The organism is Methylocaldum sp. 14B (assembly GCF_002005105.1).
Classification (GTDB): Bacteria; Pseudomonadota; Gammaproteobacteria; order Methylococcales; family Methylococcaceae; genus Methylocaldum.
Map to the genome: position 1 here is coordinate 149867 of NZ_MSCV01000002.1, position 21893 is coordinate 171759.

A 21893-nucleotide genomic window follows, 5' to 3' on the forward strand; every position below is an offset into this window, starting at 1 on the left:
GACAAATCGTGATTTCCGCCAAACCCCCTTTCGATCCCACCTACGGCTACACCCTGGAGTCGCTGCTTCGGGTCGACTGCCCGGAGGAACCCGGCGATTTCGCCGAGTTCTGGGAAACCCGTTACCGGCGCGCGCTGAGCGTTTACCCGAACCCCGAGCTGTCTCGCGGCAAAGACGTTCATCCGGACTTCGATGTTTATGATGTCCGTTATCGGTCGACCGACGAGTTCACGATCGGCGGTTGGCTACTGAGTCCCAGGCGCGGACCGGTTCGGCGCGGTTTGGTGATCGGGCACGGCTACGGAGGCCGGGAGGGTCCGGATTTCGATCTTCCGGTCGGGGAAGCGGCGGTGTTGTTTCCCTGCTTCCGCGGACTTTCCTCGAGCCGCGATCCGCGCCTGCCGGACAATCCCGCCCGTCATGTCCTGCACGGCATTGATCGGCGCGATCGTTACATCCTGGGCGGCTGCGTCGAGGATTTGTGGCTGGCGGTTTCGGCGCTGCTGAGCGTCTTTCCGCAAGTCGAGGGGCATATCGGCTACTCGGGGATCAGCTTCGGCGGCGGCATCGGCGCTTTGGCCCTGCCCTGGGAGCCGCGCATTCGCATCGCCCATCTGAACGTTCCGACCTTCGGCCATCGTCCTTTGCGTCTTGCGCTGCCGACCCTGGGGAGCGGGGAAGCCGTCCGACGATACGAGCGCCGGCATGGGTCCGTGCTGGAAACATTAAGTTACTACGATGCCGCCTGCGCCGCGCGGCACGTTCGGATTCCGGTGCATGTCGCGGCGGCCTTGTCCGATCCGTTCGTCGCACCGCCCGGCCAATTCGCCATCTATAATGCGCTGCCGGGACCGAAACGCCTATTCGTGCTGAAAGCCGGACATTCCGATTACCCGGAACGGCTCGAGGAGGAGCGGGCGTTGCTGGCGGAGCTTGGAACTTTTTTCGAGCCGCTCTAAGCAGGGCGAAATTTCCTGTGCCGCCAAAGCGCTTTTCATCGCGGTTTTTCAGTGAGGACCGAAAAATTCGTAGGTCGGTGAGGAGCTTTGTCGGCAAAGGATTGCCGACCTACGACACTCGAATGATTTTTCGAACTGCTTGGAGCGAGGCGGGTTTCCGGTGAGGACGGCGCCCGGTCTCAGATTACGCAGCCGAGCGAATGGGCTAATCTTGAATCGAGCCGAAAAAAGGCGGGCTGACCGCCTCGGCTCAATGGAACGGCCGGGCGATAAGCCGGATCACGGATATTGTTTGGGTCCGCGACCCGGGCAAATCACGGATTATTTGATTTTCGCTTCCTTGTACAGGACATGCTTGCGGACGACGGGATCGAATTTCTTGATCTCCATCTTTTCCGGCATGTTCCGCTTGTTCTTGGTGGTCGTGTAAAAATGGCCGGTGCCGGCGCTCGATACCAATTTGATTTTGTCGCGCATGGTTCAGACCTCGATTAGACTTTTTCGCCGCGCTTGCGGATATCCGCCAAAACGGCATCGATACCCTTCTTGTCGATGATGCGCATTCCCTGGCTGGAAACGCGAAGGCTTACCCAACGGTTTTCGCTTTCGACCCAAAAACGGTGCTGGTGCAGATTCGGATTGAACAGGCGCTTCGTCTTATTGTTAGCGTGCGAGACGTTATTGCCTACAATACGGCGCTTGCCCGTCACCTGGCATACTCTGGACATGGTTGACCTCTAACTCGCCTAGCTGGAACGGAAATCAGGCTTTATATATGATTCAAGGTTTTTAAGTCAAGCCGCGCTACTCCTATTACGGAAAAATCGCTATGAGTCTAAAGCTCGGGATCGTCATGGATCCCATCGGAAAAATCAAAATCCACAAAGACACCAGCTTCGCCATGCTGCTGGAGGCTCAGTCGCGGGGTTACGAGCTCCATTACATGGAGCTCAACGATCTTTATTTGCGCGACGGACGCACCTACGCGCGGATGCGCCGCCTGAGCGTGGAGCGCAACCAGCAGTCCTGGTTCAGCTTCCTCGGCGAGACGGTCGCGCCGCTGGATTCCTTGGATGTCGTGTTGATGCGCAAGGACCCGCCTTTCGACCAGGAATACATCTACGCCACCTATCTCTTGGAATGCGCCGAAAACCAGGGGCTTTACGTGGTCAACAAACCCCGCTCGCTGCGCGATGCCAACGAAAAGCTCTTTACCGCCTGGTTTCCGCAGTGCTGCCCGCCGACCCTGGTGGCCAGGGAAGGGCACAAGATCCGCGAATTTCTGCACGAACAGGGCGAAATCATCCTGAAGCCCTTGGACGGCATGGGCGGCGCCTCGATTTTCCGCATCGCGGAAAAAGACCCCAATCTGAGCGTCATCCTGGAAACCATGACCCGGCACAACTCGCGCTTCGTCATGGCTCAACGCTATCTGCCGGAAATCGTCGACGGCGACAAACGCATCCTGGTAGTGAACGGCGAGCCGGTTCCTTATGCTCTTGCCCGTATCCCCGCGCTGGGCGAAAGCCGCGGGAACCTCGCCGCCGGAGGACGCGCGGAGGGACGCGAACTGACCCCGCGGGATCGCTGGATCGCCGAGCAGGTCGGTCCGACGCTTCGCGAAAGAGGACTCGTATTCGTGGGACTGGACGTGATCGGAAACTATCTGACCGAAGTGAACGTGACCAGTCCGACCTGCGTGCAGGAGCTGGATGCACTGTTCGGCTTGAATATCAGTGCCTTGCTGATGAATCATATCGAGTCCGTTGTGCGGGCTTAATAACGTCAACTCATGAATACCGAAAAGGTTTTTTCCGACCGCTTTCTTCTATCCCTGGTTTTTGCCGGCATCGCACACGCCGTTCTCATCCTGGGCGTCAGCTTCGAAATGCCCAAGCACCCGGAAATCAAGAAATCCTTGACCATCGCTCTGGTGCGAAATGCTTCGCAGAAGGCTCCGGAAAAGGCCGACTTTCTCGCTCCGGACAACCAGATAGGCAGCGGAACCCATACCGAAAAGGCGATTCCGAGGAACCAGCCCACACCGCAGGAAGGACAGGGCCAGCAAACCGAAAACGCGCCCAATCCCGCGCATGTTCAGGAAGCCAAACTCAAACGCGTGCTGAGACAGGAAAAATCCGAAAAGAAGATCGTCACGGATCAAGGCACGGAGATACTGCCGGAACCGCAGCCCGTAAAGCTCACCGCCGCGGCGCTCAGCCAGCAGATTGCCGAATTGAGCGCCGAACTGAACAAATCGCGGGAAGACTATGCCCGCCGTCCCAAGCTGGTTTACATCAACTCGGTGAACGCCCACAAATACAAGGCCGCTGCCTACGAGAAGGCCTGGCAGGACAAAATCGAGCGTATCGGCAATCTTAATTATCCCGACGAAGCCCGCCGCCGGAATCTTTCCGGAAGCCTGCTTCTGAGCGTCGGCATCAAGCCGGACGGAACCGTGTACAGCATACAGGTCCGGCATTCTTCCGGCCATCAAGTTCTGGACGACGCCGCAACGAATATCGTGCAGCTTGCCGCTCCCTTCGCACCTTTTCCCCAAGAGCTGAAACAGGAAGCGGATGTTTTGATCATCACCCGCACCTGGCGGTTCGAGAACGATCACCGTCTCCAAACCGGCCCCTGATTCACCCCAGCTTTCCCTGCAAGCTCGGACTCTCAGCCATAACGTCCGAGCGCCTGTCCAGGCAGCCTTCCACCGCCTAGCCTTCCCCCAAAAACCGACTATTCTTGATGTGTCCGGCCAGGACGCCTGGGTCCGCTGACTGAATCTTCCCTTTAGAACGATGTCCGCCGACCCTGTAGAGAGCCGTCCACCTTATCCCTGTTAATTGCCTAGCCGTTTCCTCATTAAGAACACCGATGGTCGATTATCTCTCCCAAGCTCAGCGACCGGCCTTGCCGCGATGCGGTGAGGCAGGGCCCGACGTTGGTCCAGGGAATTTTGCCGAACCGGCCTTTCTGATCGAGGACTCGCTCCAACCGAATCCGCTCTGCCTAGGCACAGAAAACGACGTCGCAGATTATCTGGCCCATTCCGTGTCTGCGGTTCCCGACAACTTGCTGCGACACACTCAGCGGGTGTTGCACCACTACCATCAAAACGACCGAGACGGCCTGTACGCCGCTTTGTTGGACCTTTTCATTGCCCTGGAACACAGGGGACCCTCTCTCCGCAAGCGATTGCTGACAGGGGCGCGGGATCGGTTGAGGAAGGATTGCTATGCGCGTCTCGATCGATGGCTTGAATGCGGAAACACGCCCGATTGGGCCGAGCTGCCGCCGGCCGGGCAATCGGTTCTTGCCCCCGGCGTCATCGGTTCGCTGAATTTGGTCCAGGTGTCGATCGATGCCTCGGACGAAGAACGCGACCCGCTGGTGGAAGCGCGGGAACACATCGAATACAGCCAGATCGACCAAGCGAGAGCGGTACTGGAAGGCGCATTGTTCCGACTGCCTGAGCGAACCGATTTACTTGAGGAACTACTGCTGCTGTATCGGGCGACCGGTGATCTCGACAATTTCTTGCACACGCGTGAAAAGCTTCGGGCGATCATGGACCCCTTGCCGGCGATTTGGGACGAGTGCGAACGATATCTGCGAAAGGAACATACCCCATGACCGATTTTGCCATCGCGCCATTAAGGTTGGCGGTTCTAGGGATGGACGAGCGGACTGCGAAACTGTTCAAGATGTTCCTGCACGGCCCTTGCCGAAACCAGGCCGAGATCGTCGGCGACGGAGAAGAAGCGGAAGCCTGTATGATCGACATGGACGCACAGAGGGCGGCCGAATTGCTGGATCGGGAACGGCAAACCCATCCCGACCGGGTCCTTATCCTGCTTTCCCTGAACGACCGTGCGTCTTCGCCCGAGACCGTTTTTTTGAAGAAACCGGTCCAAGCCGAGAGCATGCTGCAGGCGATCCGGCGCGTCCGGCAAATTCTCCAAGGCCGCCAACCGCGGCAAGCCGGAAAGCCGGAGCCGGAAACCCGCCCGACTCCGTTACGGGCGGTCGTTGCGCCGGAAAAATCGGATGGATCCGTATCCAAAGTGGCCGCCCTAATGGATGAGCAAAGCTTCATGAGCTTTCTGGGCGTCCGCGACGACATCGATCCGACCGTTCCCGAACAGGCTGCGGCGGTCCGCTACGATCCCAAGGATTTTCTGCAGGGGAGCTTCGAATCGGCCTGCGCGCTCGCCATTTCGCATCAACAGGCTTTGCGGGTGGAAACGCCATGGAAGCCGCTGGTCGTCTTTCCACAGATTCGACGGATATGGATCAACGCAGACGAAGCTCAATTGCGCGCCGCCTGCGCGATTCGCATTAACAATCTTGCGCATATGGATATCAGCGGACCCCGCGCGCAAACCGCCAAGGATCTGAAAGTTACGCCGATCGACGCCGGCCAGGCCGAGCTCGATCCGAGCCGGATGATTTCGCTGGATGCCTTCTTATGGAAGATGGCGATCTGGACGTCAAAAGGCAAGATCCCTGTGGACATCTCGTTCGAACACGAGGTAGCCCTCAAACACTGGCCCAATCTGACCCGCTTCCTGCTGATCCCTCATACCATGCGAATCGCAGCACTGTTGTATCACAGCCCCCATACCGTATGCGAGGCGGCGCAGATTTTAGGCATACGGCAGCAGTATGTGTTTGCCTTCATCAGCGCCGCTCATGCCTTGCGACTGATAGAGCAACGGCCGAAACAGCAGACGGCCCGCGCGGAAATTCAGGCGTCGACCGCCAGACCGGAGCCGGAGCGCACGTCCTTTCTCGGGAAGATTTTGAAACACTTGAAAATGTCTTGACGGGAGCGGAATCGAATCGTGATTCAGTACAACAAAATCATTTTCACCGGACCCGTGGGCGCTGGGAAAACGACCGCCATCACCTCGCTCAGTGATGTTCCGCCGGTCAAAACGGACCAAGTCGCCAGCGATATGACCAAAAGCCGGAAAGCTTCGACCACGGTCGCGCTCGACTACGGGATGATGACTTTGCCCGGCGGGGAAAAGATTCATCTGTACGGAACGCCGGGACAGGAGCGGTTCGACTTCATGTGGGACATTCTGACCACCGGAGGCATCGGCCTGGTGCTGCTGCTCGACAACACCCGCGCCGATCCCTTCCAGGATCTGCGCTTTTTCTTGAACAAATTCGGCAGCTTCATCGAGGCCACGAGCCTGGTCATAGGCGTCACCCAAATGGACGTCCGTGCAACGCCTCTGGTATCGGACTACCATCGCCAGTTGGAAGCGACCGGTCTGAATCCGCCGATTTTCGAGGTCGACGCCCGGCGCAAGAAAGACGTTTCTTTGCTGGTACAGGCGCTGCTCTACTCCATCGATCCGGGGCTGGAGGATCAATGAAGGACTACGCGCTGGCGGAGCACCTTTATCTTCATCCGACGCCAGGCGGCGCCTACCATGCGGTCACGACCAAGGCGCACACCCCAGCCAAACAGCTCATCAGAAACTTGCTGCAGATGGAGTCCAGCCCAGCGCTCACCCTGGCCGGCCTGAAAGACTGGTCGGCTATCGAGGACGCCGAAAGGGCCTATGCCATGCTGCACCATGCACAAGAAGCGAAATGGCTGCAAGGGTTGAAGGCGCCGCTGAAATGCCCGAATCAGCCTCTTTCCGAAATCCTGCCCGAACTGCTGAGCCAGCTCAGCAGCCAAGCCAAGGTTCTGTTGGCCGACAGCCAAGGGTTCTATCTTGCGACCCACGGTTTTCCCCACGAAGTCGCCGAGGAGCTGTCGGCGCTCAGCGCCGATTTGGCCAATCTGCATGAGCGTCGCTCGGGTCTCTTGCTCAACAACCTGGGGCTCAATTCGAGCGCCTGGTCCGTAGTGGACTCGGCGGGCAACAGCAAAGTGGGATTTTGGCCGCTATACCTGGGGAAAGAGCGATTCGTGCTGGTCGCCGCGGGAATGCCGAGGTTCAACCAGCCGGATTTCGTTACCCTGGTCTGGATATTGAGCCGCCGCTATGCCGGCGTCGGCAGCTGATGCAAATAAATCAAGAACGAATTTTCCCGAATCATCCGAGTGCGAGCGAGGTTCAGTTATGCGTGCAGAAATGTTGACTTCCATTTTGAGTGAGTTGAACGGCACATCGGCCGACATCGAAGCTTCCGGCGTCATTTCGACGGACGGCTTGATGATGGCGGCCGTATTGCCTCAAAACCTGGACGAGGATCGGGTGGGTGCCATGAGCGCCGCCATGCTGTCCCTGGGCGACAGGACCGCCCAGGAACTGTCGCGGGGTACGCTCGAGCAGGTGCTCATCAAAGGCGACAGGGGATACGTGCTGATGACTTATGCCGGCAAGGAAGCGGTGCTGACCGTGATGGCCAAGCCCAATGCCAAGTTGGGTCTGATCTTTCTAGACGTAAAACGGGCGGCCGAAAGCATAGCCGGCCTGATTTGACCGGCGCACAGCCCGACCACCGTAGTTCCAAGAGGCCGCCATGCAAGACATGAAGCCCGAAGACATCGTCGGGGCCTACCGAGAACATACGCTCGTCCATTTCGACGGGACTCGCCGGAACGTGCTGGTAACCGACATCGAGTCGCCTTATCCGGACGGACGCTTGATCGTTTCTCGCACCGATCCGGCCGGCATCATCACCCATGTCAACCAATCCTTCGTCGACATGTCGGGATATTCCAAGGAAGAACTGATCGGCGCGCCACACTACATTCTGCGGCATCCCGATATGCCGCCGGCAGCTTTCCGGGATCTTTGGGAAACCTTGCGGCGCGGCGAAAAATGGCAGGGCTATGTCAAGAATTTGCGCAAGGACGGCGGTTTCTACTGGGTCAAGGCCACGGTCATCCCGAACATTCGAAACGCCCAGGTCATCGGCTATACCTCGGTCCGGCGCAAGCCGTCCCGACAGAAAGTCGCCGAATGCATGAAACTCTATCCCACCTTGTTTTGAGCGTCTCGACTCCGCGAGGACTATGCCATGCCCCACGTTTTCACCGTAAGCCCGGATTTTACGCCCGAGCACCTGTCCGGCTGGTTCATTTTCAATACTTGGTTGCAAAAGGCCTTGGGCGAGGCATTTCATTTGCAATTGTATGACGACTTCCACAGTCAGCGGGACGCCATCAAGTCCGACCGAATCGATCTGATCTACGCCAACCCTTACGATGCCGCCATGCTGGTGCGGGAAAAAGGCTTCAAACCCTTGGTCAAGCCGGAAGGCAAGGCGGACGAGGCGGTTATCGCGGTGAGTACCGAACGCCCTTACCTTCAGGTCGAAGATTTGCCCTGCTCGATCAAGCTGGCGACCACCGAAGACCCCGATGTCCACATGATGGGCATGATCATGCTGGAGCCAGCCGACCTCGATGCCGCATCGGTCGAACTAAAAGTCTGCGACTCCTATGTGCTGGTCGCCAAGGAATTGCTCAAAGGCTACTGCGATGCCGGCGTTTTTCTCGCCGAGGCGTTCAACGATCTCTCTTCGGTCATACGCAAGCAACTGCGGGCATTGGTCAACAGCCAGATCCAGGTGGTCCATCACGCGCTGATGATAAGCCCTAGGCTCGCGGATCACCGAGACCGCCTGCTCGGCGCGCTGCTGGCCATGCCCGAAAACGACAAGGGCAAGAGTGCTCTCGCAGCGCTGAAGATCCCCCGCTGGGAACGGGTCGACGACGAAGAGATGGAATTCATGATCGATCTCATGGACACCTTTGTGACCTGAGCACGAGATCACCCGATCAAAATACCGGGAGCCTCTGCGCTCGACTGCGAAGCTTTTCGCACATCGCCGCTGTTCCCGTATCCACCAAGCTGACGATCCTCGCTTCACGCATAGGATTATGCTCCGCGCTTTGAGCGCGATTGGAGTACCACAAGAAATTTCAGCCTTTCCGTGAACTGACTTGCAGCCTCGTCGGTCTACCCCGATACTATGACCATGATTGAAGCGATCGCGAACCTCACCAACAACTTTCTGATCGCCATGCCCGGGATGACGGACCCCTTTTTCGCCCGCACCGTCACTTATCTGTGCCAACACAGTCCGGAAGGCGCATTGGGTATCATTATCAATCGCCCGTCCGAGCTGACCTTGGGCGATGTGATGCAGCAAATGGAGATCGATATCCAGGAATCCGCCATAGGCCAAATTCCCGTTTACTTCGGCGGGCCGGTGCAGGCCGAACGCGGCTTCGTCCTTCACGAGCCGGGCGGTAACTGGAATTCCACCCTGAAGGTATCGGACTCCATTTCCCTCACCACCTCCCGCGACATCTTGGAAGCCATGAGCATTGGCAAGGGACCCCAAAAGGTCCTGGTGGCGCTGGGATACGCCGGCTGGGGAAAGGGACAGCTGGAACGGGAAATCGTCGAGAATTCCTGGCTGAGTGCGCCCGCCGACGACGCCATTCTGTTCGATTATGCGCCGGCCCATCGCTGGAAGGCCGCCGCCGAACTGATGGGCGTGGATATTTCACTTCTGTCCTCTCAAGCGGGGCACGGCTAATTCATGGATTTCGTCGATCCAGTGCGGCACGAGACCAACGAGCCCACTTATCTCGGCTTTGATTTCGGAGAAAAAAACATCGGCGTGGCCGTCGGACAGCGGGTAACCGGTACCGCGACAGCTCTTGAAACGATACGCGTAACCAGCCGCAAGGCCCTGTGGGACGCCATATCCCGCCTGGTTCAGACATGGCGGCCGTCGGCGTTCGTGGTCGGCTTCCCTTATAACCCGGAAGGTGAAGAAAACCCTATCATCGAGCCCATTTTGCGCTTCTGCCGTCAATTGGAAAGCCGTTATCACCTGCCGGTCCACACGATGGACGAAACCTTGTCGACCAGCGAATCCCGCGAGATTTTTTATCGCAGGCGCTCCAAACGGTCGACGCATTTCGCCGATGTCAAAGACGAACTCGCCGCCCAATTGATTCTGCAAACCTGGTTGGCCCATACGAAGGAAAAGGATGTCGGGAATGTTTGATACGGCATTGCGGGTGGACCTGTTGCTCGACCGGCTGGAAGCTTCTTTGCGCGAAGAAATGGCGCGGCGCGAGTTTTCCGACCCGGCCATGATCGGCATTCACACCGGCGGAGCCTGGATCGCCGACCGCTTACATGCCCGACTCGGTCTGGCCGAGCCTTTGGGACTCTTGAACATCTCGTTTTACCGGGACGATTTTTCACAGACCGGTATTCACCCTCAAGTCAAACCAAGCGTGCTGCCGTTTCGCGTCGAAGGCCGGAACATATTGCTGATCGACGACGTGTTCTATACCGGACGGACTGTTCGTGCCGCGCTGAACGAGATCTTCGATTACGGACGCCCTGCCCAGGTTTTGCTGGGCGTGCTGATCGAGCGAAACGGGCGGCAGATTCCGATTCGCCCCGATTGCATAGGGCACAAAATTACGCTTGCCGCCGATCAGCGCATTACCCTCAGCGGGCCGAGCCCGCTCGAACTTCGCATCCATTCGGTTTCTCCGCAATCATGAATCCGATTCAGGCCGACAATCTTCAATTAGATTCCAGCGGACGATTGAAACACTTTCTGACCGTCGAGGGCTTGAGCCGAGACTTGCTGGTCAAGATCATGGACACGGCGGAATCGTTCGCCAGCGTCACCGAGCAGACCGTCAAGAAAGTGCCGCTGCTGCGCGGCAAGACCGTGGTCAACCTGTTTTTCGAGAACAGCACGCGCACGCGCACCACCTTCGAATTGGCCGCGAAGCGGCTGTCCGCCGACGTAATCAATCTGAACATCGCCACTTCCGCCACATCCAAGGGGGAAAGCCTGCTGGATACCATCCGCAATCTGGAAGCGATGCACGTCGACATGTTCGTCGTCCGGCACGCGGAAAGCGGCGCGGCCCACTTCATCGCCCGCCACGTGGCACCCCATATCAGCGTCATCAACGGCGGAGACGGACGGCATGCCCACCCGACCCAAGCCATGCTGGACGTGTTCACTATCCGCAAATACAAGGGCGATTTCTCGAATCTGAAAGTAGCGATCGTCGGCGATATCCTTCATTCCCGCGTAGCCCGGTCCGAGATTCATGCCCTGAACACCCTGGGTGCCGCCGAAGTGCGCGTGATTGGTCCCAAAACGCTGCTGCCGGCTGCGGTCGAGACCTTGGGCGTCACCACATTCCATGATCTGGAGGAAGGCCTGGAAAACGTTGATGTCGTGATCATGCTGCGCCTGCAAAAGGAGCGCATGAGCGGGGCCTTCATTCCGACCGAGCACGAATACTTCGCCTGCTTCGGGCTGACCGAAAAACGCCTGGCGCGCGCCAAACCGGATGTCATCGTGATGCATCCGGGGCCCATCAATCGAGGCGTTGAAATCGATTCCCAAGTCGCCGATGGTCCCCACTCCGTCATACTTCAGCAGGTCGACCACGGGATCGCCGTTCGCATGGCGATTCTGTCCATGGCGATGCGCCCCGATCTCGAAAGTTCGCCTGGAGACCGAATAGCATGACCGAACGCATCGCCATCCGCGGTGGCCATGTCGTCGATCCGTCGAACGGCATCGAAGAAACGCTCGATCTCTACTTGGCCGAGGGACGTGTGGTGTCGCTCGGGACCGCGCCGGACGGTTACATGGCGGATCGAACGATTTCAGCGGAAGGGCAGATCGTATGTCCCGGTTTTATAGATCTTTGCGCGCGTTTGCGCGAGCCTGGTTACGAGCACAAGGCGGCGATCGCCAGCGAAAGCGAGGCCGCTAGCGCGAGCGGGATTACCACGCTCTGCTGTCCGCCCGATACCGATCCGGTCATCGATACACCCGCCGTGGTCAACCTGATCCGGGAAAGGGCGCAACAGATCGGTAAGATAAGGGTACTACCCATAGGCGCTTTGACGCGCGGCCTTAAAGGTAGGGATTTGAGCGAAATGAGTGCGTTGAAGCGCGCCGGCTGTGTTGCGCTCAGCAATGCCCACGCGCCGATGGCGAATACGCTGGTGCTGCGCCGGGCGCTCGAATATGCCGCGAGTCACGACCTTCTGGTCGTCATCCGTCCGGAAGACCCATGGCTTGCCGACCAAGGCTGTGTCCACGAAGGGCCGACCGCGACTCGATTGGGTTTGCCAGGGATTCCGGACGCGGCTGAGACCGTAGCCATTGCCCAAGTCCTGGCGCTGGTCGAGCACACCGAGGCACGGGTTCATTTCGCGCAGTTGAGCTGCGCGCGGGCCGCCCGGATGATTGCCAGAGCACGGGAAAAAGGCGCGCCGGTCAGCGCCGACGTAGCGGCTCATCAGTTGCATATGACCGAAACGGACATCGACGGATTCAACGCCATGTGCCACGTTAGACCCCCGCTACGAAGCGTGCCCGATAGGGATGCTCTGCGCGAGGCGCTCAGGAACGGCGTGATAACGGCGATTTGTTCGGACCACCAACCCCACGAGCCGGACGCCAAGCTGGACGTCTTTCCGTCCACCGAGCCCGGCATGGCTTCGCTGGAAATGCTGCTTCCTCTGACGCTGAAGCTGGTCGACGAGGACGTCCTTTCCCTAAGTCAGGCGATCGCCCTCCTCACACAAGGCCCGGCCGCCGTCATGGGCACGGAGACGGGCACCCTCAGCGTCGGCTCGCCGGCTGATATCTGCATCTTCGACCCCGAGTGCACCTGGACGGTTGATAGCTCGACTTGGCGAAGCACCGGCCGGAACACTCCCTACTGGGGACAAACCGTCAAGGGCCGGGTGACTCGTACGTTTGTGGATGGCCGGGCGGTTTTCGAGCTCTAGCCAAACCGCCGATAAGGCAGCGACCGAAACCCTATTTCACCACACCGCATGCAATACGGGCTCCGCCCGGCTTATCGGCATAGTTGTCGTCTTCCGCATGAATCATCAATGAACGTCCCTTGAGATCGGCTACGTGCAAACGCTTGGCGGTGACCGCTTCCTGAGCCGTACCGTCGGAGGCCACATTCAAAACCGGCAGATCTCCGGCGTGACCGTCGCCGACGGGGCCCGCATGCTTTCCGGTTTTCTTCGGATCGAAGTGATTGCCTGCCGCCAATCCCGCCACGGGTTTTCCGTCTTTTTCTTTGGCGCCGCAGTCGGGGAACTCATGAACATGAAAGCCGTGCGGCCCGGGCGGCAGACCTCTGAGATCCGGGGTCAGCTTCAATCCAGCGGCCGTATCCGCGGCGACGACGGAACCGATGGACTCCGCAATTCCCGTTTCGTCGATCTTGTTCATCTCCACTCTGATCTCTTCGGCATAAACCGCGAATCCGAAGATGATCGCCGCGCCTGCGGCCATCAATCCAAATTTGTTCATCATAACCTCCCGTATCGTTGTTAAATTTTGCTGTCCAACCGATTTTAAGCCTAAGACAATCCCTGTCGTAAGTCCGTTAAACGAATTTGACATAATCCGAAGCGATGCTTATCGGCCTTTGCAAAACCTGGATAGGAAGCGTTACTCTCCATAAGGGTCGATGGGTATAAGCTGATGGCAGAACGTACTTCGAACCATGCGTGATCCTTTAGCTTTGCTGCCCGGCACCGATTTCCCCCGTATCACGCGGAAACGGCTGGAGACTCTTCAGGTCAATCTGGGCTATCGCTGCAATCTGAGGATTTTGGAGGAACCGGGGTATGAAGATCTGGCTAGGTTCCTTGCGGAACATCGCGTCGAGATCGTTGCCTCTCTGCCGTGTTATCTTGAGCAGGACGTGGACGCTCAGCGCGGCAAGGGGGTATTCGATAGGAGTCTTAGGGCTTTACACCAGCTGAATCGCTTCGGCTACGGCGGCTTCGATTCGGGCCTGATTCTAAATCTGGTCTACAATCCACAGGGGGCGGCGCTGCTGCCGCCGCAAATTGAATTGGAAAACGCCTATGAGCGCGAGCTGGAAAGCCGCTACGGGATCGTTTTCAACCGATTGTACACCCTTGCCAATATGCCGATCCGGCGTTTCGGCAGCACCCCCATCAGTCAGGGGAGGTTCGACGAATACATGACTTTGTTGAGGAACAGCCACAATTCGAAAAATCCGGAAGACGTAATGTGCCGCAGCTTGATCAGCGTAGACTGGCAAGGTCATGTATACGACCGCGATTTCAACCAGATGCTCGATTTGCCACTGGGCGCCGGCAGCAGTTGCGGCGGGGCGCTGCGATCTTGAGCGCACGCCTTCGTCTTTCTTTTCGTAAGAGCTCCTTTTCTTAATCTGTCCGCTTCCCATGCTGCAATTTATCAACGTCAGCAAACGCTATTCGGATAGCGGAGAAGTATTGTCCAACGTCTGTTTTCAGCTCGAAAAGGGCGAAATGGCTTTCCTGACCGGCCACTCGGGGGCCGGGAAAAGCACCTTGCTAAAGCTGATTCCGGTCATCGAACGGCCCAATCGGGGGCAGATCCTCTTCGAAGGAAAGCCCATCAACCGTATATCCAAACGGCAAGTGCCTTATCTTCGCCGCCAATTGGGATTGATCTTCCAGGATTACCGCTTACTGCACGATAGAACCGTATTCGACAACGTAGCCCTGCCCCTGCTCATCGCCGGCTTCAGCCAGCAAGAAACCGCCCGACGGGTTCGGGCCGCCCTCGATAAGGTCGGTTTACTCCGCAAGGAAAAGCGGTTTCCTCTTGCGCTGTCCGGAGGCGAGCAGCAGCGGGTCGGCATCGCTCGAGCGATCGTACACAAACCCTCCCTGATTCTGGCCGACGAGCCGACCGGCAATTTGGATCCGGGCCTCTCGGCAGAGATCATGGATTTATTTAAGGAATTCAACCAGGTCGGCGTAACGCTCTTGATCGCGAGTCACAACCTCGACCTGATTTCGCGGTTCGCCTGCCGAACCCTCAAGTTACAGCAAGGCCAATTGGTCGAAGGCGGCTGAGACGTGCCGATTGCAAGAATGCAGAAACCTCGAAGGAGGCGCGATACTAATGCGGCGCATACCCGGCGAACCGGCAATGGGCCGGCGAACTGGCTGCGAGCCTACGTCGACTTGCACGTCGAAACGCTTAAATCCAGTTTTGTACGTCTTCGGCGAACTCCTGTCGCCAGCATCATGACGGTGCTGGTGATCGCCATCGCATTGACCATACCGGCTAGTTTCCATGTTTTCATCAAGAACGCTCAGCAGGCCAGTTCGACCCTCGAAGCGACGAACCAAATATCGCTGTTCCTGAAACCCGAACTGACCAACGAAGCCGGCGGCAAGGTCGCGGAAACACTCAATAAGCACCCGCAAATCGCGGTGGCCGAGCTGGTTACGAAAGAAGCGGGGTTACAGCAACTCAAGAGCTACAGCGGTTTTGGCGATGCCTTACAGGCTTTGGATTTCAATCCCTTGCCGGCGGTCGTCGGCATCAAACCGAAGGACTCCCTCACTCGTCCCGATGAAGTGGAAAAACTGCTCGGCGAGCTCCGAGCGCTGCCGGAAACCGATTTCGTCCAGCTCGATACCGAGTGGATGCACAAGCTGCACGCCATATTAACGATCGCCCAACGCAGCGTAGTCGTGTTCAGCGTGCTACTTAGTCTTGGCGTATTGTTCATCGTAGGCAACACCATCCGTCTCGAACTGCAAAACCGCCGCGAGGAAATCGTCGTCGCGAAACTGATCGGGGCCACCGACCGTTTTATCCGCCGCCCTTTCTTGTATGCCGGCTTTTGGTACGGCTTCCTCGGCGGAACTCTTGCCTGGTTGTTGGTCAGCTTCTTCCTGTTGTTCCTGCGTGGCCCCTCCCGACACTTGGCGGAACTCTACGGCAGCCCTTACGCGCTTTCCTTTCTGAGCCTATCGGAAACAGAACTCCTGATTGGAGCATCGGTCTTATTGGGAATAATCGGGGCATGGATAGTCGTCTCTTATCATTTACGGGAACTTGATCCTACTTGATTGACGAGGTTTTATAGACATACTATTAGCACTCGTCATTGTTGAGTGCTAAGCTAAAACAGGAATTAAGACTGAGGACACTTATGAGCAACGCATTAACTCTTCCGGTTAATCTCTCGCTCGGCTCCATCGAAGAATATGTCTCTGCCGTAAACTCGATGCCGCGTTATAGCGCCGATGAAGAGCGCGCACTGGCTGTACGCTTTCGCGAGCATAACGATTTGGAGGCTGCACGGCAGTTAGTGCTCGGCAATTTGCGCTTCGTCGTCCATATTGCCAGGGGATACCTGGGCTACGGTTTGCCGCTGCCCGATTTGATCCAGGAAGGAAACATCGGCCTCATGAAAGCCGTGAAGCGTTACGACCCTGCCGTCGGCGTCCGGCTGGTTTCGTTTGCCGTTCATTGGATCAGGGCGGAAATCCACGAATTCATCATTCAGAATTGGCGCATAGTTAAAGTCGCCACCACCAAAGCTCAGCGGAAATTGTTCTTCAATTTGCGCAAGTTCAAGAACCGCTTGGGATGGCTGAGCCACGACGAGGCTCACGTTCTAGCCAACGAATTAGGTGTGGATGTCGCGACTGTCTATGAAATGGAAAATCGCCTGAACAATCAGGATGTCGCCTTCGAACCCAGCGATAACGACGGCGACGATAGAGAAGCACCGGCTCCGGTGCATTACCTTCAGCAAGAAAATGCCGATCCCGCGGATTTGCTCGAAGATAACGACTGGGGACAGCATAAGCAGCAACGGCTGGTTGCCGCCATCGAGCAACTGGACGAGCGCAGCCGGGACATCGTTACGAGCCGGTGGCTGAGCGAAGAAAAACTGACCTTGCACGATCTGGCCACACGCTATCAGGTTTCTGCCGAGCGTATTCGCCAATTGGAGAATACCGCTATGAAAAAGCTGCGAAACTCCCTGGTCGACACCTGAGCTTCGAGCAGACTCGACCCCACGCACTAAAAAAGGTGACGCAAAGTCACCTTTTTTGTATCCGACTTCCGCTCACCGAGGCCGATGGCTTCTAGATCCTATTGCAGGGCGGTCTCGTGGTCCTTCCGAAGATGCAACATCGTAAACATGCCGAGCGGCGGCAAGGTATGCCGTTTAACTTCGCGCAGGGACGTATTTCCCAGAATCTCCTGAACAGGCATGTCCGGACGCCAACCCAGCTTGTTCGAAAGCGGAGCCAAGAATTTTTCGATATCCCGCCTAAAACCCTTTTCTGCGGCAAAGTGATTCACGATGATCACATCGCCTCCGGGCTTGCACACCCGCTCGATTTCCCGGATCACTTTCTCCGGGTCCGGAACCACCGACATCACGTATGCTGCGACCACGGCATCGAAAGAATCGTCGGAAAATTCCAGTTCACGGGCATCCATGATGCGAAGGCTGGAAACATGGCTCAACTTTCCTCTCGCTACCCGTTGCTGGGCTCTTTCCAGCATGTCGGGAGAAATATCGATGCCGTGCACTTCGTGCTCCTTACGATAGTAAGAAAGGCTAATACCCGTGCCCACCCCAACTTCGAGTACCTTGCCAGGCCGCTTGTTGGTAACGCCCGCCGCCATCGAACGGCCGCGAAAACTCAGCATCCAGCCAAAAGTCTGATCATATACTGGCGCATAGCGTGCGTATGATTTTAGGATGTATTCCAATTGCATTGTGTTGTCCTCTCCTCCCGTCCGGTAGCGTTATTGACGAGACTTCTTGTTGTTTTTCGAGAAAATTTTTGCTTGGCATCCCACCCAATAAACACACGGCTGAAACTTCAGCATCATCTTCCACATCAGTATTGATAATAAAGGTTAACTAAGGACATGGGAATCCGATTGAGTTCTGGTGCGGGCAGTAATTGGACGTTTATTGCATGAACCGCCACCCCGGAGCTATTGAGTTCATTTAATATAGCCGTTTAAGAACGCAGCGTTGGGCAATTCGATCATGAGCAAAGTGGTACAAGTCAAGCTTAACCAATCAGCGGAGGAAATCGTCGCCAAAGCGAGGGAAGCGGCGCGCGACAAGGGCATTCATTTGATCGGCGACGAAGAAAGAGGACAGTTTGCCGGTAATGGAATCGAGGGCCATTACCATATCAGCGGCGACACGCTTTCTATTCGGATTTCTAAGAAGCCGTTTATCGTTCCGTGGAATCTGATCGAAGCTGCCGTGCGGAATTATTTCGCTTAACGGCGGTGCGTCGTTAAAGCCGCAGCCAAAGCTCATAGCAAGAGCCGAAACGCCGGATCTCATCATGGGACCCGGTCCCGCACGTGATGGCCGACGGTCATTATCCGCCCGAACTGTGGCTGAAGTGGACATCAAGGCTTCGTTTGAGTTTTTGCGGCAACTCCGGCAGAGACGAACGCGGTACCAGAAAAGTCGTGAGAACAAACAAATCTCTAAAAATTCTTTTCTCTTCCATCATTTCGCGAACATAATCGTGGCGAACGCTACCTCCCGGTCCGACTTTATTTCCCAACATGTGTTGCTCGAATAATGAACGATTGATGCGCCAACCGATCAATTGGTCATCAATATCCATCAACCGTTTAAGCACTCGAAAAGGGACCTGCAAAAGCGGTTCATCCCGGTAAAGAAGGAGAAACAAGGCGGATAGGACGGCTGCTTGGCGGAATTGGAATACCCCCTCATCCCGCAGCAATTCGTATTCCTCCGGCTTAAACAATGCGTCGAACCGGTAACGGCCGTTTTCCAGCTTGCTGAGCTGCCCCCGACGATCCCAACCGGACAGTGAGCGGTTGTTCTGTACCCATTGATAATCCTGTTGCAGCATGTCATGCACCAGGCGGCGGTAATGCGGCCAAAACTCGCCCCCTTCCGGATTCCGAAAAGGCATATTGGCAAGCCAATTATCGACTGCCTCGAACAAGGTCTTTTCTTCACGCGCTTTCAGGAGAGCCTCGCGCTCTTCAGACCGAAATCGATCGAACGAGTCCGGAGTAAGCTCCGTGGCCAAACCAAGACGAAGCTCGATTTCTCGGAGCTGGCCGCTCTCGAATACCGAGCCCGAAAACAGATGATCGCGGAAATCGAGAAAATCGAGCGGAGAAATCGTTTCGAGCACCTCGATCTGACGATTGATAATCTTCTGGATCGCCACTAGGCGACCGAGGCGGGCAGCGATCAAGCCGACTTTCTGTCCGTCCAAGGGAATCGCCGAGAACAATTCAAGCACTGATTTCAGCTCGTAGAGGACTTCCTTGAGCCAAAGTTCGTGAACCTGATGAGCGATAATGAATAAGGTCTCGTCATGGACCTCTCGATCATCCCGCCCGCTTTCAGGACACTGGGCGTTTAGAAGGATATCGAGCCGTAAATAGTCCGAATAGTTGAACTCTTCCGTAGATCTTCTCATCGTGAACCCTTTTCCCTAGAGTCGTGATTCGAAGCAACTCCTTGATCGGGGGCTGCATGTCCGTGTATACCGATCGACGACGCCGTCAATCCAGCTGTCGGCGGTTCCCCTGATATCGACTTTCGGACCGGCCGACATGAGCCTTAAATTTACACGCAAAGCAGCGCCAGTATTGACCTTCGAAAAATCTTCAGTCTATGCGTGAAAATACGAGCATGGATCGCCCTAAGCGCCATAAAAGAGACCGGGCAAGCGAACGAGAGGCGGTTTCTTTATTCGAAAGATCGGGCTCAGTCGACCCATGAAGACAACGTCAATCGCCCCGGCAGATTATAGTTACCCGGATAGCTATAGATGGCCTGACCATAGGCCGGGCTCACGTATTGCACGTTGAAAGCCGTTACCGTATCCGGTCCGACTCTCGGATAGCTATATATCGATTGTCCATAAGCCTTATTCACGTAAACGATTTGCGGATTCTTCACTTCGAAGACTATGCTTTCGGGAACTAAATAGCTATAGATCGCATTATTGAACGCCTTATTGAGGTAGATGAGTCCGGGTCGAAACTTTTGATCCAGTTCCGTGTTAAGCCGGTCAAGCTCAGCCGCAACGAGACCGCCCGCGAACAGCGAAAATGCTACCGATATTACGGCAATCAGTCTTCTGGGGATCATGGCACACCTCATCGTTGTTATTGACCGCCATACCCTTCGACTGTCAAATTCACGAGAATGTTTCTGATCCGCCAGCGCGCATTAACGGGACATTTGCGATTGGAAGGGTCGCCCTGGCGCTCCCAGGCCGACCGTCTGCGATTGGATAGCGTCAGCAGCAGGGGGTTGTGCGAAATGCGGGCTCGAATCTGCTAATTAACTTAGTACACATCGATCGCGTCCGGTTTTCTTCGCTTCATAAAGCGCCTTGTCCGCCCGTTCGAAGAGAGATTCCGACGTGTCGCCGTTCCGTACCTGGCTCATTCCGCAAGACACGGTAACCTGAACCGGCCGTCCTTGCGAATTGAAACCGCAGTGGGCAATTTTTTGCCGAATCTGATCGGCAATCCGGAGTGCGGCGTCTCCATCGGCGCCGCATAAAATCATCGCGAACTCTTCACCGCCTAGGCGCGCTACGAAATCCGTCTGCCGGATGGATTTATCCAACTCTTGGGCGACCGTCACCAACACTTTGTCCCCGGCCGAATGTCCAAAACGATCATTGATACCCTTGAAATGATCGACATCCCACAGCAGTAGCGACAAAGGCTGTTGAAAACGCTGCGATCGGGCAATCTCTTGGGCAATACGATCCTGATAAGCCATACGATTAGGCAAGTTCGTCAAGGAATCCCTAAGTGCCATGTCATGCGCCAACCTCAACTTGGAACGCAATTCAGCCGCCTCGAGCTCCAATTCCTGAAGCCTGCGAGTCAACTCGCCGAGTCTTCCGGTGGAGTCCCGCAAAAGGCCCAATTCGCGATCACGATTGATATGCAATTGTTGCAGCAGCCCGCTCAATCCGTTGTTCACTAGCACCTTAAGCTGATCCACTTCGGTGATCACTTCCATCTTCGAGCGCAAGTTCTCAAACTGCAGCGAGAAAGAGGAGTGTTCTGCCTCACGATCGCGAACGAAGGCCTTAGTGCTGGCATCCACTCCGATCGCATCATGTCCCAATTCAGTCAAGCGGCCGGATAAGCCGGCCAGAAAATACTCGATTTCCAGTTGCTCTTTTTGAATGAACGTTTTTACGTCGCTTAAAAAACCGATAGCCTCGCCGAGCAGGCTTTCGAGTACTTCCGTATCCGATTCCGATTTCAAACGCGTTTTGATCTGTTCTGCCTGCTGCCTAAAGTTCAAAGGAAGATCTATGACATCCAGCAGCAGTAGCAAACGATCGCGGACCGGACCGATTTCGACCGTTTCTCCCTCCGACTTTTTGTTCGTTTGAAGCAATCTGCCAAAAAATCCCGGTTTTGCCGCTTTGTCAGAAACCGAAATCGGTGTGTCGTGACGCAAAATCTCCCGTAATTCGGAAAGCAACCATTTCCAGTCCGCTATTTCGCCCCGGCCGACTTTTTGTTCGAGCAATGTAATCGCTTTTGTTTCTTCGCCGCTTATTGCAAGTTGCTTTGCAAAGCGAAACAGAATTCCGCTCTCCTGCTTAACAGGCTTGTTGTTTCCGCCCCTATCCTTTACGTCCCGCAAGAGCGTTTCCGATATGTCGTTCAACTCGGCCAGGCGCTTTTCATTCGAAATACCTTTCCTCAACAGGTCGCGGATATAAAGGAGGTGAGGATCGATCGCGGGATCCAGCCCGCTGGTCGCCAGGGTCAGGCGAATAATGGTGCGGCACAGTAATTTCTCTCGCTCGTCCGTTTTCTGCCGGGATCCCGTCGATTCATCGACCAGCGTTGTGTGTCTCGCTTTCCAGTATTGCGGATCATCTGATTTGAGGTTGTTCATAGTCGTGTCTGTCGCGGCGTGAGGTGCTTGCCTTCCAAAGAAAGGAGGACTGAAACGGGTTCTTACAAAGTTTAATCGGGATCGAGAATGTCGCAGCGGTATTAACGACACTTATTGCAAATAAGTAGAAATTTCTTTCTGAATTAAATGTAAGCACGGTGCATTTGTTGAAATGATGTTAT

Annotated in this window: 27 protein-coding genes; 20 read left to right on the forward strand and 7 right to left on the reverse strand. The window is 56.1% G+C overall.

The features are described from left to right. Positions 1-8 precede the first annotated feature (8 nt). Positions 9-959 (forward strand): acetylxylan esterase, encoded by a 951-nt coding sequence (locus tag B2A78_RS02150; protein WP_240502374.1) that lies wholly within the window; start codon positions 9-11, stop codon positions 957-959. A 321-nt stretch (positions 960-1280) separates the two neighbouring features. On the opposite strand, the gene rpmG is transcribed toward B2A78_RS02150, so the two are convergent. Continuing rightward, a complete protein-coding gene (gene rpmG / locus B2A78_RS02155; RefSeq protein WP_077728264.1) occupies positions 1281-1436 on the reverse strand; it encodes a 50S ribosomal protein L33 in 156 nt (51 codons plus the stop codon). A 14-nt stretch (positions 1437-1450) separates the two neighbouring features. Further along, positions 1451-1687, reverse strand: a complete 237-nt coding sequence (gene rpmB / locus B2A78_RS02160; RefSeq protein WP_077728265.1) for a 50S ribosomal protein L28 — start codon at positions 1685-1687, stop codon at positions 1451-1453. Positions 1688-1788: 101 nt separating this feature from the next. Here rpmB and gshB point away from each other — a divergent pair, with 101 nt between their 5' ends. The 14 genes from gshB to B2A78_RS02230 all read left to right on the forward strand — a co-directional run bounded on the left by gshB (position 1789) and on the right by B2A78_RS02230 (position 12742). After that, positions 1789-2739, forward strand: coding sequence for a glutathione synthase (gene gshB / locus B2A78_RS02165; RefSeq protein WP_077728266.1), 951 nt, complete (start codon positions 1789-1791; stop codon positions 2737-2739). A 12-nt stretch (positions 2740-2751) separates the two neighbouring features. Beyond that, positions 2752-3603, forward strand: a complete 852-nt coding sequence (locus B2A78_RS02170) for an energy transducer TonB (RefSeq protein ID WP_077728267.1) — start codon at positions 2752-2754, stop codon at positions 3601-3603. A gap of 236 nt (positions 3604-3839) precedes the next feature. Continuing rightward, positions 3840-4598: a hypothetical protein gene (locus B2A78_RS02175; protein WP_077728268.1), complete on the forward strand. Its 759-nt coding sequence runs from the start codon at positions 3840-3842 to the stop codon at positions 4596-4598. Then, positions 4595-5791 (forward strand): hypothetical protein, encoded by a 1197-nt coding sequence (locus B2A78_RS02180; RefSeq protein WP_077728269.1) that lies wholly within the window; start codon positions 4595-4597, stop codon positions 5789-5791. The genes B2A78_RS02175 and B2A78_RS02180 overlap by 4 nt, the downstream gene beginning before the upstream one ends. An 18-nt stretch (positions 5792-5809) precedes the next feature. Further along, complete coding sequence (locus B2A78_RS02185) at positions 5810-6352, forward strand: ATP/GTP-binding protein (protein WP_077728270.1); 543 nt, start codon at positions 5810-5812, stop codon at positions 6350-6352. Beyond that, the gene (locus tag B2A78_RS02190) at positions 6349-6993 is read left to right on the forward strand and encodes a hypothetical protein (RefSeq protein WP_077728271.1); all 645 of its coding nucleotides are present in this window, start codon (positions 6349-6351) and stop codon (positions 6991-6993) included. Before B2A78_RS02185 ends, B2A78_RS02190 begins: the two co-directional genes overlap by 4 nt. A gap of 58 nt (positions 6994-7051) precedes the next feature. Next, entirely contained in the window at positions 7052-7414 is a 363-nt protein-coding gene (locus B2A78_RS02195) for a roadblock/LC7 domain-containing protein (protein ID WP_077728272.1), read from the forward strand. Positions 7415-7454: 40 nt separating this feature from the next. Beyond that, complete coding sequence (locus B2A78_RS02200) at positions 7455-7928, forward strand: PAS domain-containing protein (protein WP_077728273.1); 474 nt, start codon at positions 7455-7457, stop codon at positions 7926-7928. Positions 7929-7955: 27 nt separating this feature from the next. After that, positions 7956-8702, forward strand: coding sequence for a phosphate/phosphite/phosphonate ABC transporter substrate-binding protein (locus tag B2A78_RS02205; protein WP_077728274.1), 747 nt, complete (start codon positions 7956-7958; stop codon positions 8700-8702). 216 nt (positions 8703-8918) lie between these two features. Continuing rightward, a complete protein-coding gene (locus B2A78_RS02210; RefSeq protein WP_077728275.1) occupies positions 8919-9485 on the forward strand; it encodes a YqgE/AlgH family protein in 567 nt (188 codons plus the stop codon). Between the two features lie 3 nt (positions 9486-9488). Then, positions 9489-9962, forward strand: coding sequence for a Holliday junction resolvase RuvX (gene ruvX, locus B2A78_RS02215; RefSeq protein WP_077728276.1), 474 nt, complete (start codon positions 9489-9491; stop codon positions 9960-9962). Continuing rightward, complete coding sequence (gene pyrR, locus B2A78_RS02220) at positions 9955-10473, forward strand: bifunctional pyr operon transcriptional regulator/uracil phosphoribosyltransferase PyrR (RefSeq protein ID WP_077728277.1); 519 nt, start codon at positions 9955-9957, stop codon at positions 10471-10473. Before ruvX ends, pyrR begins: the two co-directional genes overlap by 8 nt. Further along, entirely contained in the window at positions 10470-11465 is a 996-nt protein-coding gene (locus B2A78_RS02225; RefSeq protein ID WP_077728278.1) for an aspartate carbamoyltransferase catalytic subunit, read from the forward strand. Before pyrR ends, B2A78_RS02225 begins: the two co-directional genes overlap by 4 nt. Continuing rightward, complete coding sequence (locus B2A78_RS02230) at positions 11462-12742, forward strand: dihydroorotase (RefSeq protein ID WP_077728279.1); 1281 nt, start codon at positions 11462-11464, stop codon at positions 12740-12742. Before B2A78_RS02225 ends, B2A78_RS02230 begins: the two co-directional genes overlap by 4 nt. Positions 12743-12773: 31 nt before the next feature. Here the strand turns inward: B2A78_RS02230 and sodC are convergent, their stop codons facing one another. Next, positions 12774-13286: a superoxide dismutase [Cu-Zn] SodC gene (gene sodC, locus B2A78_RS02235; protein WP_240502375.1), complete on the reverse strand. Its 513-nt coding sequence runs from the start codon at positions 13284-13286 to the stop codon at positions 12774-12776. A gap of 193 nt (positions 13287-13479) precedes the next feature. Here sodC and B2A78_RS02240 point away from each other — a divergent pair, with 193 nt between their 5' ends. The 4 genes from B2A78_RS02240 (at position 13480) to rpoH (ending at position 16797) form a co-directional block, all read left to right on the forward strand. Further along, the gene (locus tag B2A78_RS02240) at positions 13480-14133 is read left to right on the forward strand and encodes a DUF3641 domain-containing protein (RefSeq protein ID WP_077728281.1); all 654 of its coding nucleotides are present in this window, start codon (positions 13480-13482) and stop codon (positions 14131-14133) included. A gap of 58 nt (positions 14134-14191) precedes the next feature. Continuing rightward, complete coding sequence (ftsE, locus tag B2A78_RS02245) at positions 14192-14851, forward strand: cell division ATP-binding protein FtsE (protein ID WP_077728282.1); 660 nt, start codon at positions 14192-14194, stop codon at positions 14849-14851. Between the two features lie 18 nt (positions 14852-14869). Then, positions 14870-15859, forward strand: coding sequence for a permease-like cell division protein FtsX (gene ftsX, locus B2A78_RS02250; protein WP_077728283.1), 990 nt, complete (start codon positions 14870-14872; stop codon positions 15857-15859). An 83-nt stretch (positions 15860-15942) separates the two neighbouring features. Then, the gene (rpoH, locus tag B2A78_RS02255; RefSeq protein WP_077728284.1) at positions 15943-16797 is read left to right on the forward strand and encodes an RNA polymerase sigma factor RpoH; all 855 of its coding nucleotides are present in this window, start codon (positions 15943-15945) and stop codon (positions 16795-16797) included. Between the two features lie 98 nt (positions 16798-16895). Here the strand turns inward: rpoH and B2A78_RS02260 are convergent, their stop codons facing one another. Further along, the gene (locus tag B2A78_RS02260; RefSeq protein WP_240502376.1) at positions 16896-17462 is read right to left on the reverse strand and encodes a class I SAM-dependent methyltransferase; all 567 of its coding nucleotides are present in this window, start codon (positions 17460-17462) and stop codon (positions 16896-16898) included. Between the two features lie 349 nt (positions 17463-17811). On the opposite strand from B2A78_RS02260, the gene B2A78_RS02265 reads away from it, so the two are divergent. Beyond that, a complete protein-coding gene (locus tag B2A78_RS02265) occupies positions 17812-18057 on the forward strand; it encodes a hypothetical protein (protein WP_077728286.1) in 246 nt (81 codons plus the stop codon). Positions 18058-18157: 100 nt separating this feature from the next. On the opposite strand, the gene B2A78_RS02270 is transcribed toward B2A78_RS02265, so the two are convergent. The 3 genes from B2A78_RS02270 to B2A78_RS02280 all read right to left on the reverse strand — a co-directional run bounded on the left by B2A78_RS02270 (position 18158) and on the right by B2A78_RS02280 (position 21822). Further along, on the reverse strand, positions 18158-19246 hold the full coding sequence (locus tag B2A78_RS02270) for a tryptophan 2,3-dioxygenase family protein (RefSeq protein ID WP_077728287.1): 1089 nt from the start codon (positions 19244-19246) through the stop codon (positions 18158-18160). Between the two features lie 290 nt (positions 19247-19536). Continuing rightward, complete coding sequence (locus tag B2A78_RS02275) at positions 19537-19923, reverse strand: hypothetical protein (RefSeq protein ID WP_077728288.1); 387 nt, start codon at positions 19921-19923, stop codon at positions 19537-19539. Between the two features lie 195 nt (positions 19924-20118). Continuing rightward, positions 20119-21822, reverse strand: coding sequence for a GGDEF domain-containing protein (locus B2A78_RS02280; RefSeq protein ID WP_143735046.1), 1704 nt, complete (start codon positions 21820-21822; stop codon positions 20119-20121). Between the last annotated feature and the right edge of the window lie 71 nt (positions 21823-21893).

What these genes read in the sequence shown, in the direction of transcription:
- rpmG (WP_077728264.1), bottom strand. Translation starts at nt 1,436, where the DNA reads ATGCGCGACAAAATCAAATTGGTATCGAGCGCCGGCACCGGCCATTTT.
- rpmB (WP_077728265.1), bottom strand. Translation starts at nt 1,687, where the DNA reads ATGTCCAGAGTATGCCAGGTGACGGGCAAGCGCCGTATTGTAGGCAAT.
- gshB (WP_077728266.1), top strand. Translation starts at nt 1,789, where the DNA reads ATGAGTCTAAAGCTCGGGATCGTCATGGATCCCATCGGAAAAATCAAA.
- B2A78_RS02170 (WP_077728267.1), top strand. Translation starts at nt 2,752, where the DNA reads ATGAATACCGAAAAGGTTTTTTCCGACCGCTTTCTTCTATCCCTGGTT.
- B2A78_RS02175 (WP_077728268.1), top strand. Translation starts at nt 3,840, where the DNA reads ATGGTCGATTATCTCTCCCAAGCTCAGCGACCGGCCTTGCCGCGATGC.
- B2A78_RS02180 (WP_077728269.1), top strand. Translation starts at nt 4,595, where the DNA reads ATGACCGATTTTGCCATCGCGCCATTAAGGTTGGCGGTTCTAGGGATG.
- B2A78_RS02190 (WP_077728271.1), top strand. Translation starts at nt 6,349, where the DNA reads ATGAAGGACTACGCGCTGGCGGAGCACCTTTATCTTCATCCGACGCCA.
- B2A78_RS02195 (WP_077728272.1), top strand. Translation starts at nt 7,052, where the DNA reads ATGCGTGCAGAAATGTTGACTTCCATTTTGAGTGAGTTGAACGGCACA.
- B2A78_RS02200 (WP_077728273.1), top strand. Translation starts at nt 7,455, where the DNA reads ATGCAAGACATGAAGCCCGAAGACATCGTCGGGGCCTACCGAGAACAT.
- B2A78_RS02205 (WP_077728274.1), top strand. Translation starts at nt 7,956, where the DNA reads ATGCCCCACGTTTTCACCGTAAGCCCGGATTTTACGCCCGAGCACCTG.
- B2A78_RS02210 (WP_077728275.1), top strand. Translation starts at nt 8,919, where the DNA reads ATGATTGAAGCGATCGCGAACCTCACCAACAACTTTCTGATCGCCATG.
- ruvX (WP_077728276.1), top strand. Translation starts at nt 9,489, where the DNA reads ATGGATTTCGTCGATCCAGTGCGGCACGAGACCAACGAGCCCACTTAT.
- pyrR (WP_077728277.1), top strand. Translation starts at nt 9,955, where the DNA reads ATGTTTGATACGGCATTGCGGGTGGACCTGTTGCTCGACCGGCTGGAA.
- B2A78_RS02225 (WP_077728278.1), top strand. Translation starts at nt 10,470, where the DNA reads ATGAATCCGATTCAGGCCGACAATCTTCAATTAGATTCCAGCGGACGA.
- B2A78_RS02230 (WP_077728279.1), top strand. Translation starts at nt 11,462, where the DNA reads ATGACCGAACGCATCGCCATCCGCGGTGGCCATGTCGTCGATCCGTCG.
- sodC (WP_240502375.1), bottom strand. Translation starts at nt 13,286, where the DNA reads ATGATGAACAAATTTGGATTGATGGCCGCAGGCGCGGCGATCATCTTC.
- B2A78_RS02240 (WP_077728281.1), top strand. Translation starts at nt 13,480, where the DNA reads ATGCGTGATCCTTTAGCTTTGCTGCCCGGCACCGATTTCCCCCGTATC.
- ftsE (WP_077728282.1), top strand. Translation starts at nt 14,192, where the DNA reads ATGCTGCAATTTATCAACGTCAGCAAACGCTATTCGGATAGCGGAGAA.
- ftsX (WP_077728283.1), top strand. Translation starts at nt 14,870, where the DNA reads ATGCAGAAACCTCGAAGGAGGCGCGATACTAATGCGGCGCATACCCGG.
- rpoH (WP_077728284.1), top strand. Translation starts at nt 15,943, where the DNA reads ATGAGCAACGCATTAACTCTTCCGGTTAATCTCTCGCTCGGCTCCATC.
- B2A78_RS02260 (WP_240502376.1), bottom strand. Translation starts at nt 17,462, where the DNA reads ATGCTGAGTTTTCGCGGCCGTTCGATGGCGGCGGGCGTTACCAACAAG.
- B2A78_RS02265 (WP_077728286.1), top strand. Translation starts at nt 17,812, where the DNA reads ATGAGCAAAGTGGTACAAGTCAAGCTTAACCAATCAGCGGAGGAAATC.
- B2A78_RS02270 (WP_077728287.1), bottom strand. Translation starts at nt 19,246, where the DNA reads ATGAGAAGATCTACGGAAGAGTTCAACTATTCGGACTATTTACGGCTC.
- B2A78_RS02275 (WP_077728288.1), bottom strand. Translation starts at nt 19,923, where the DNA reads ATGATCCCCAGAAGACTGATTGCCGTAATATCGGTAGCATTTTCGCTG.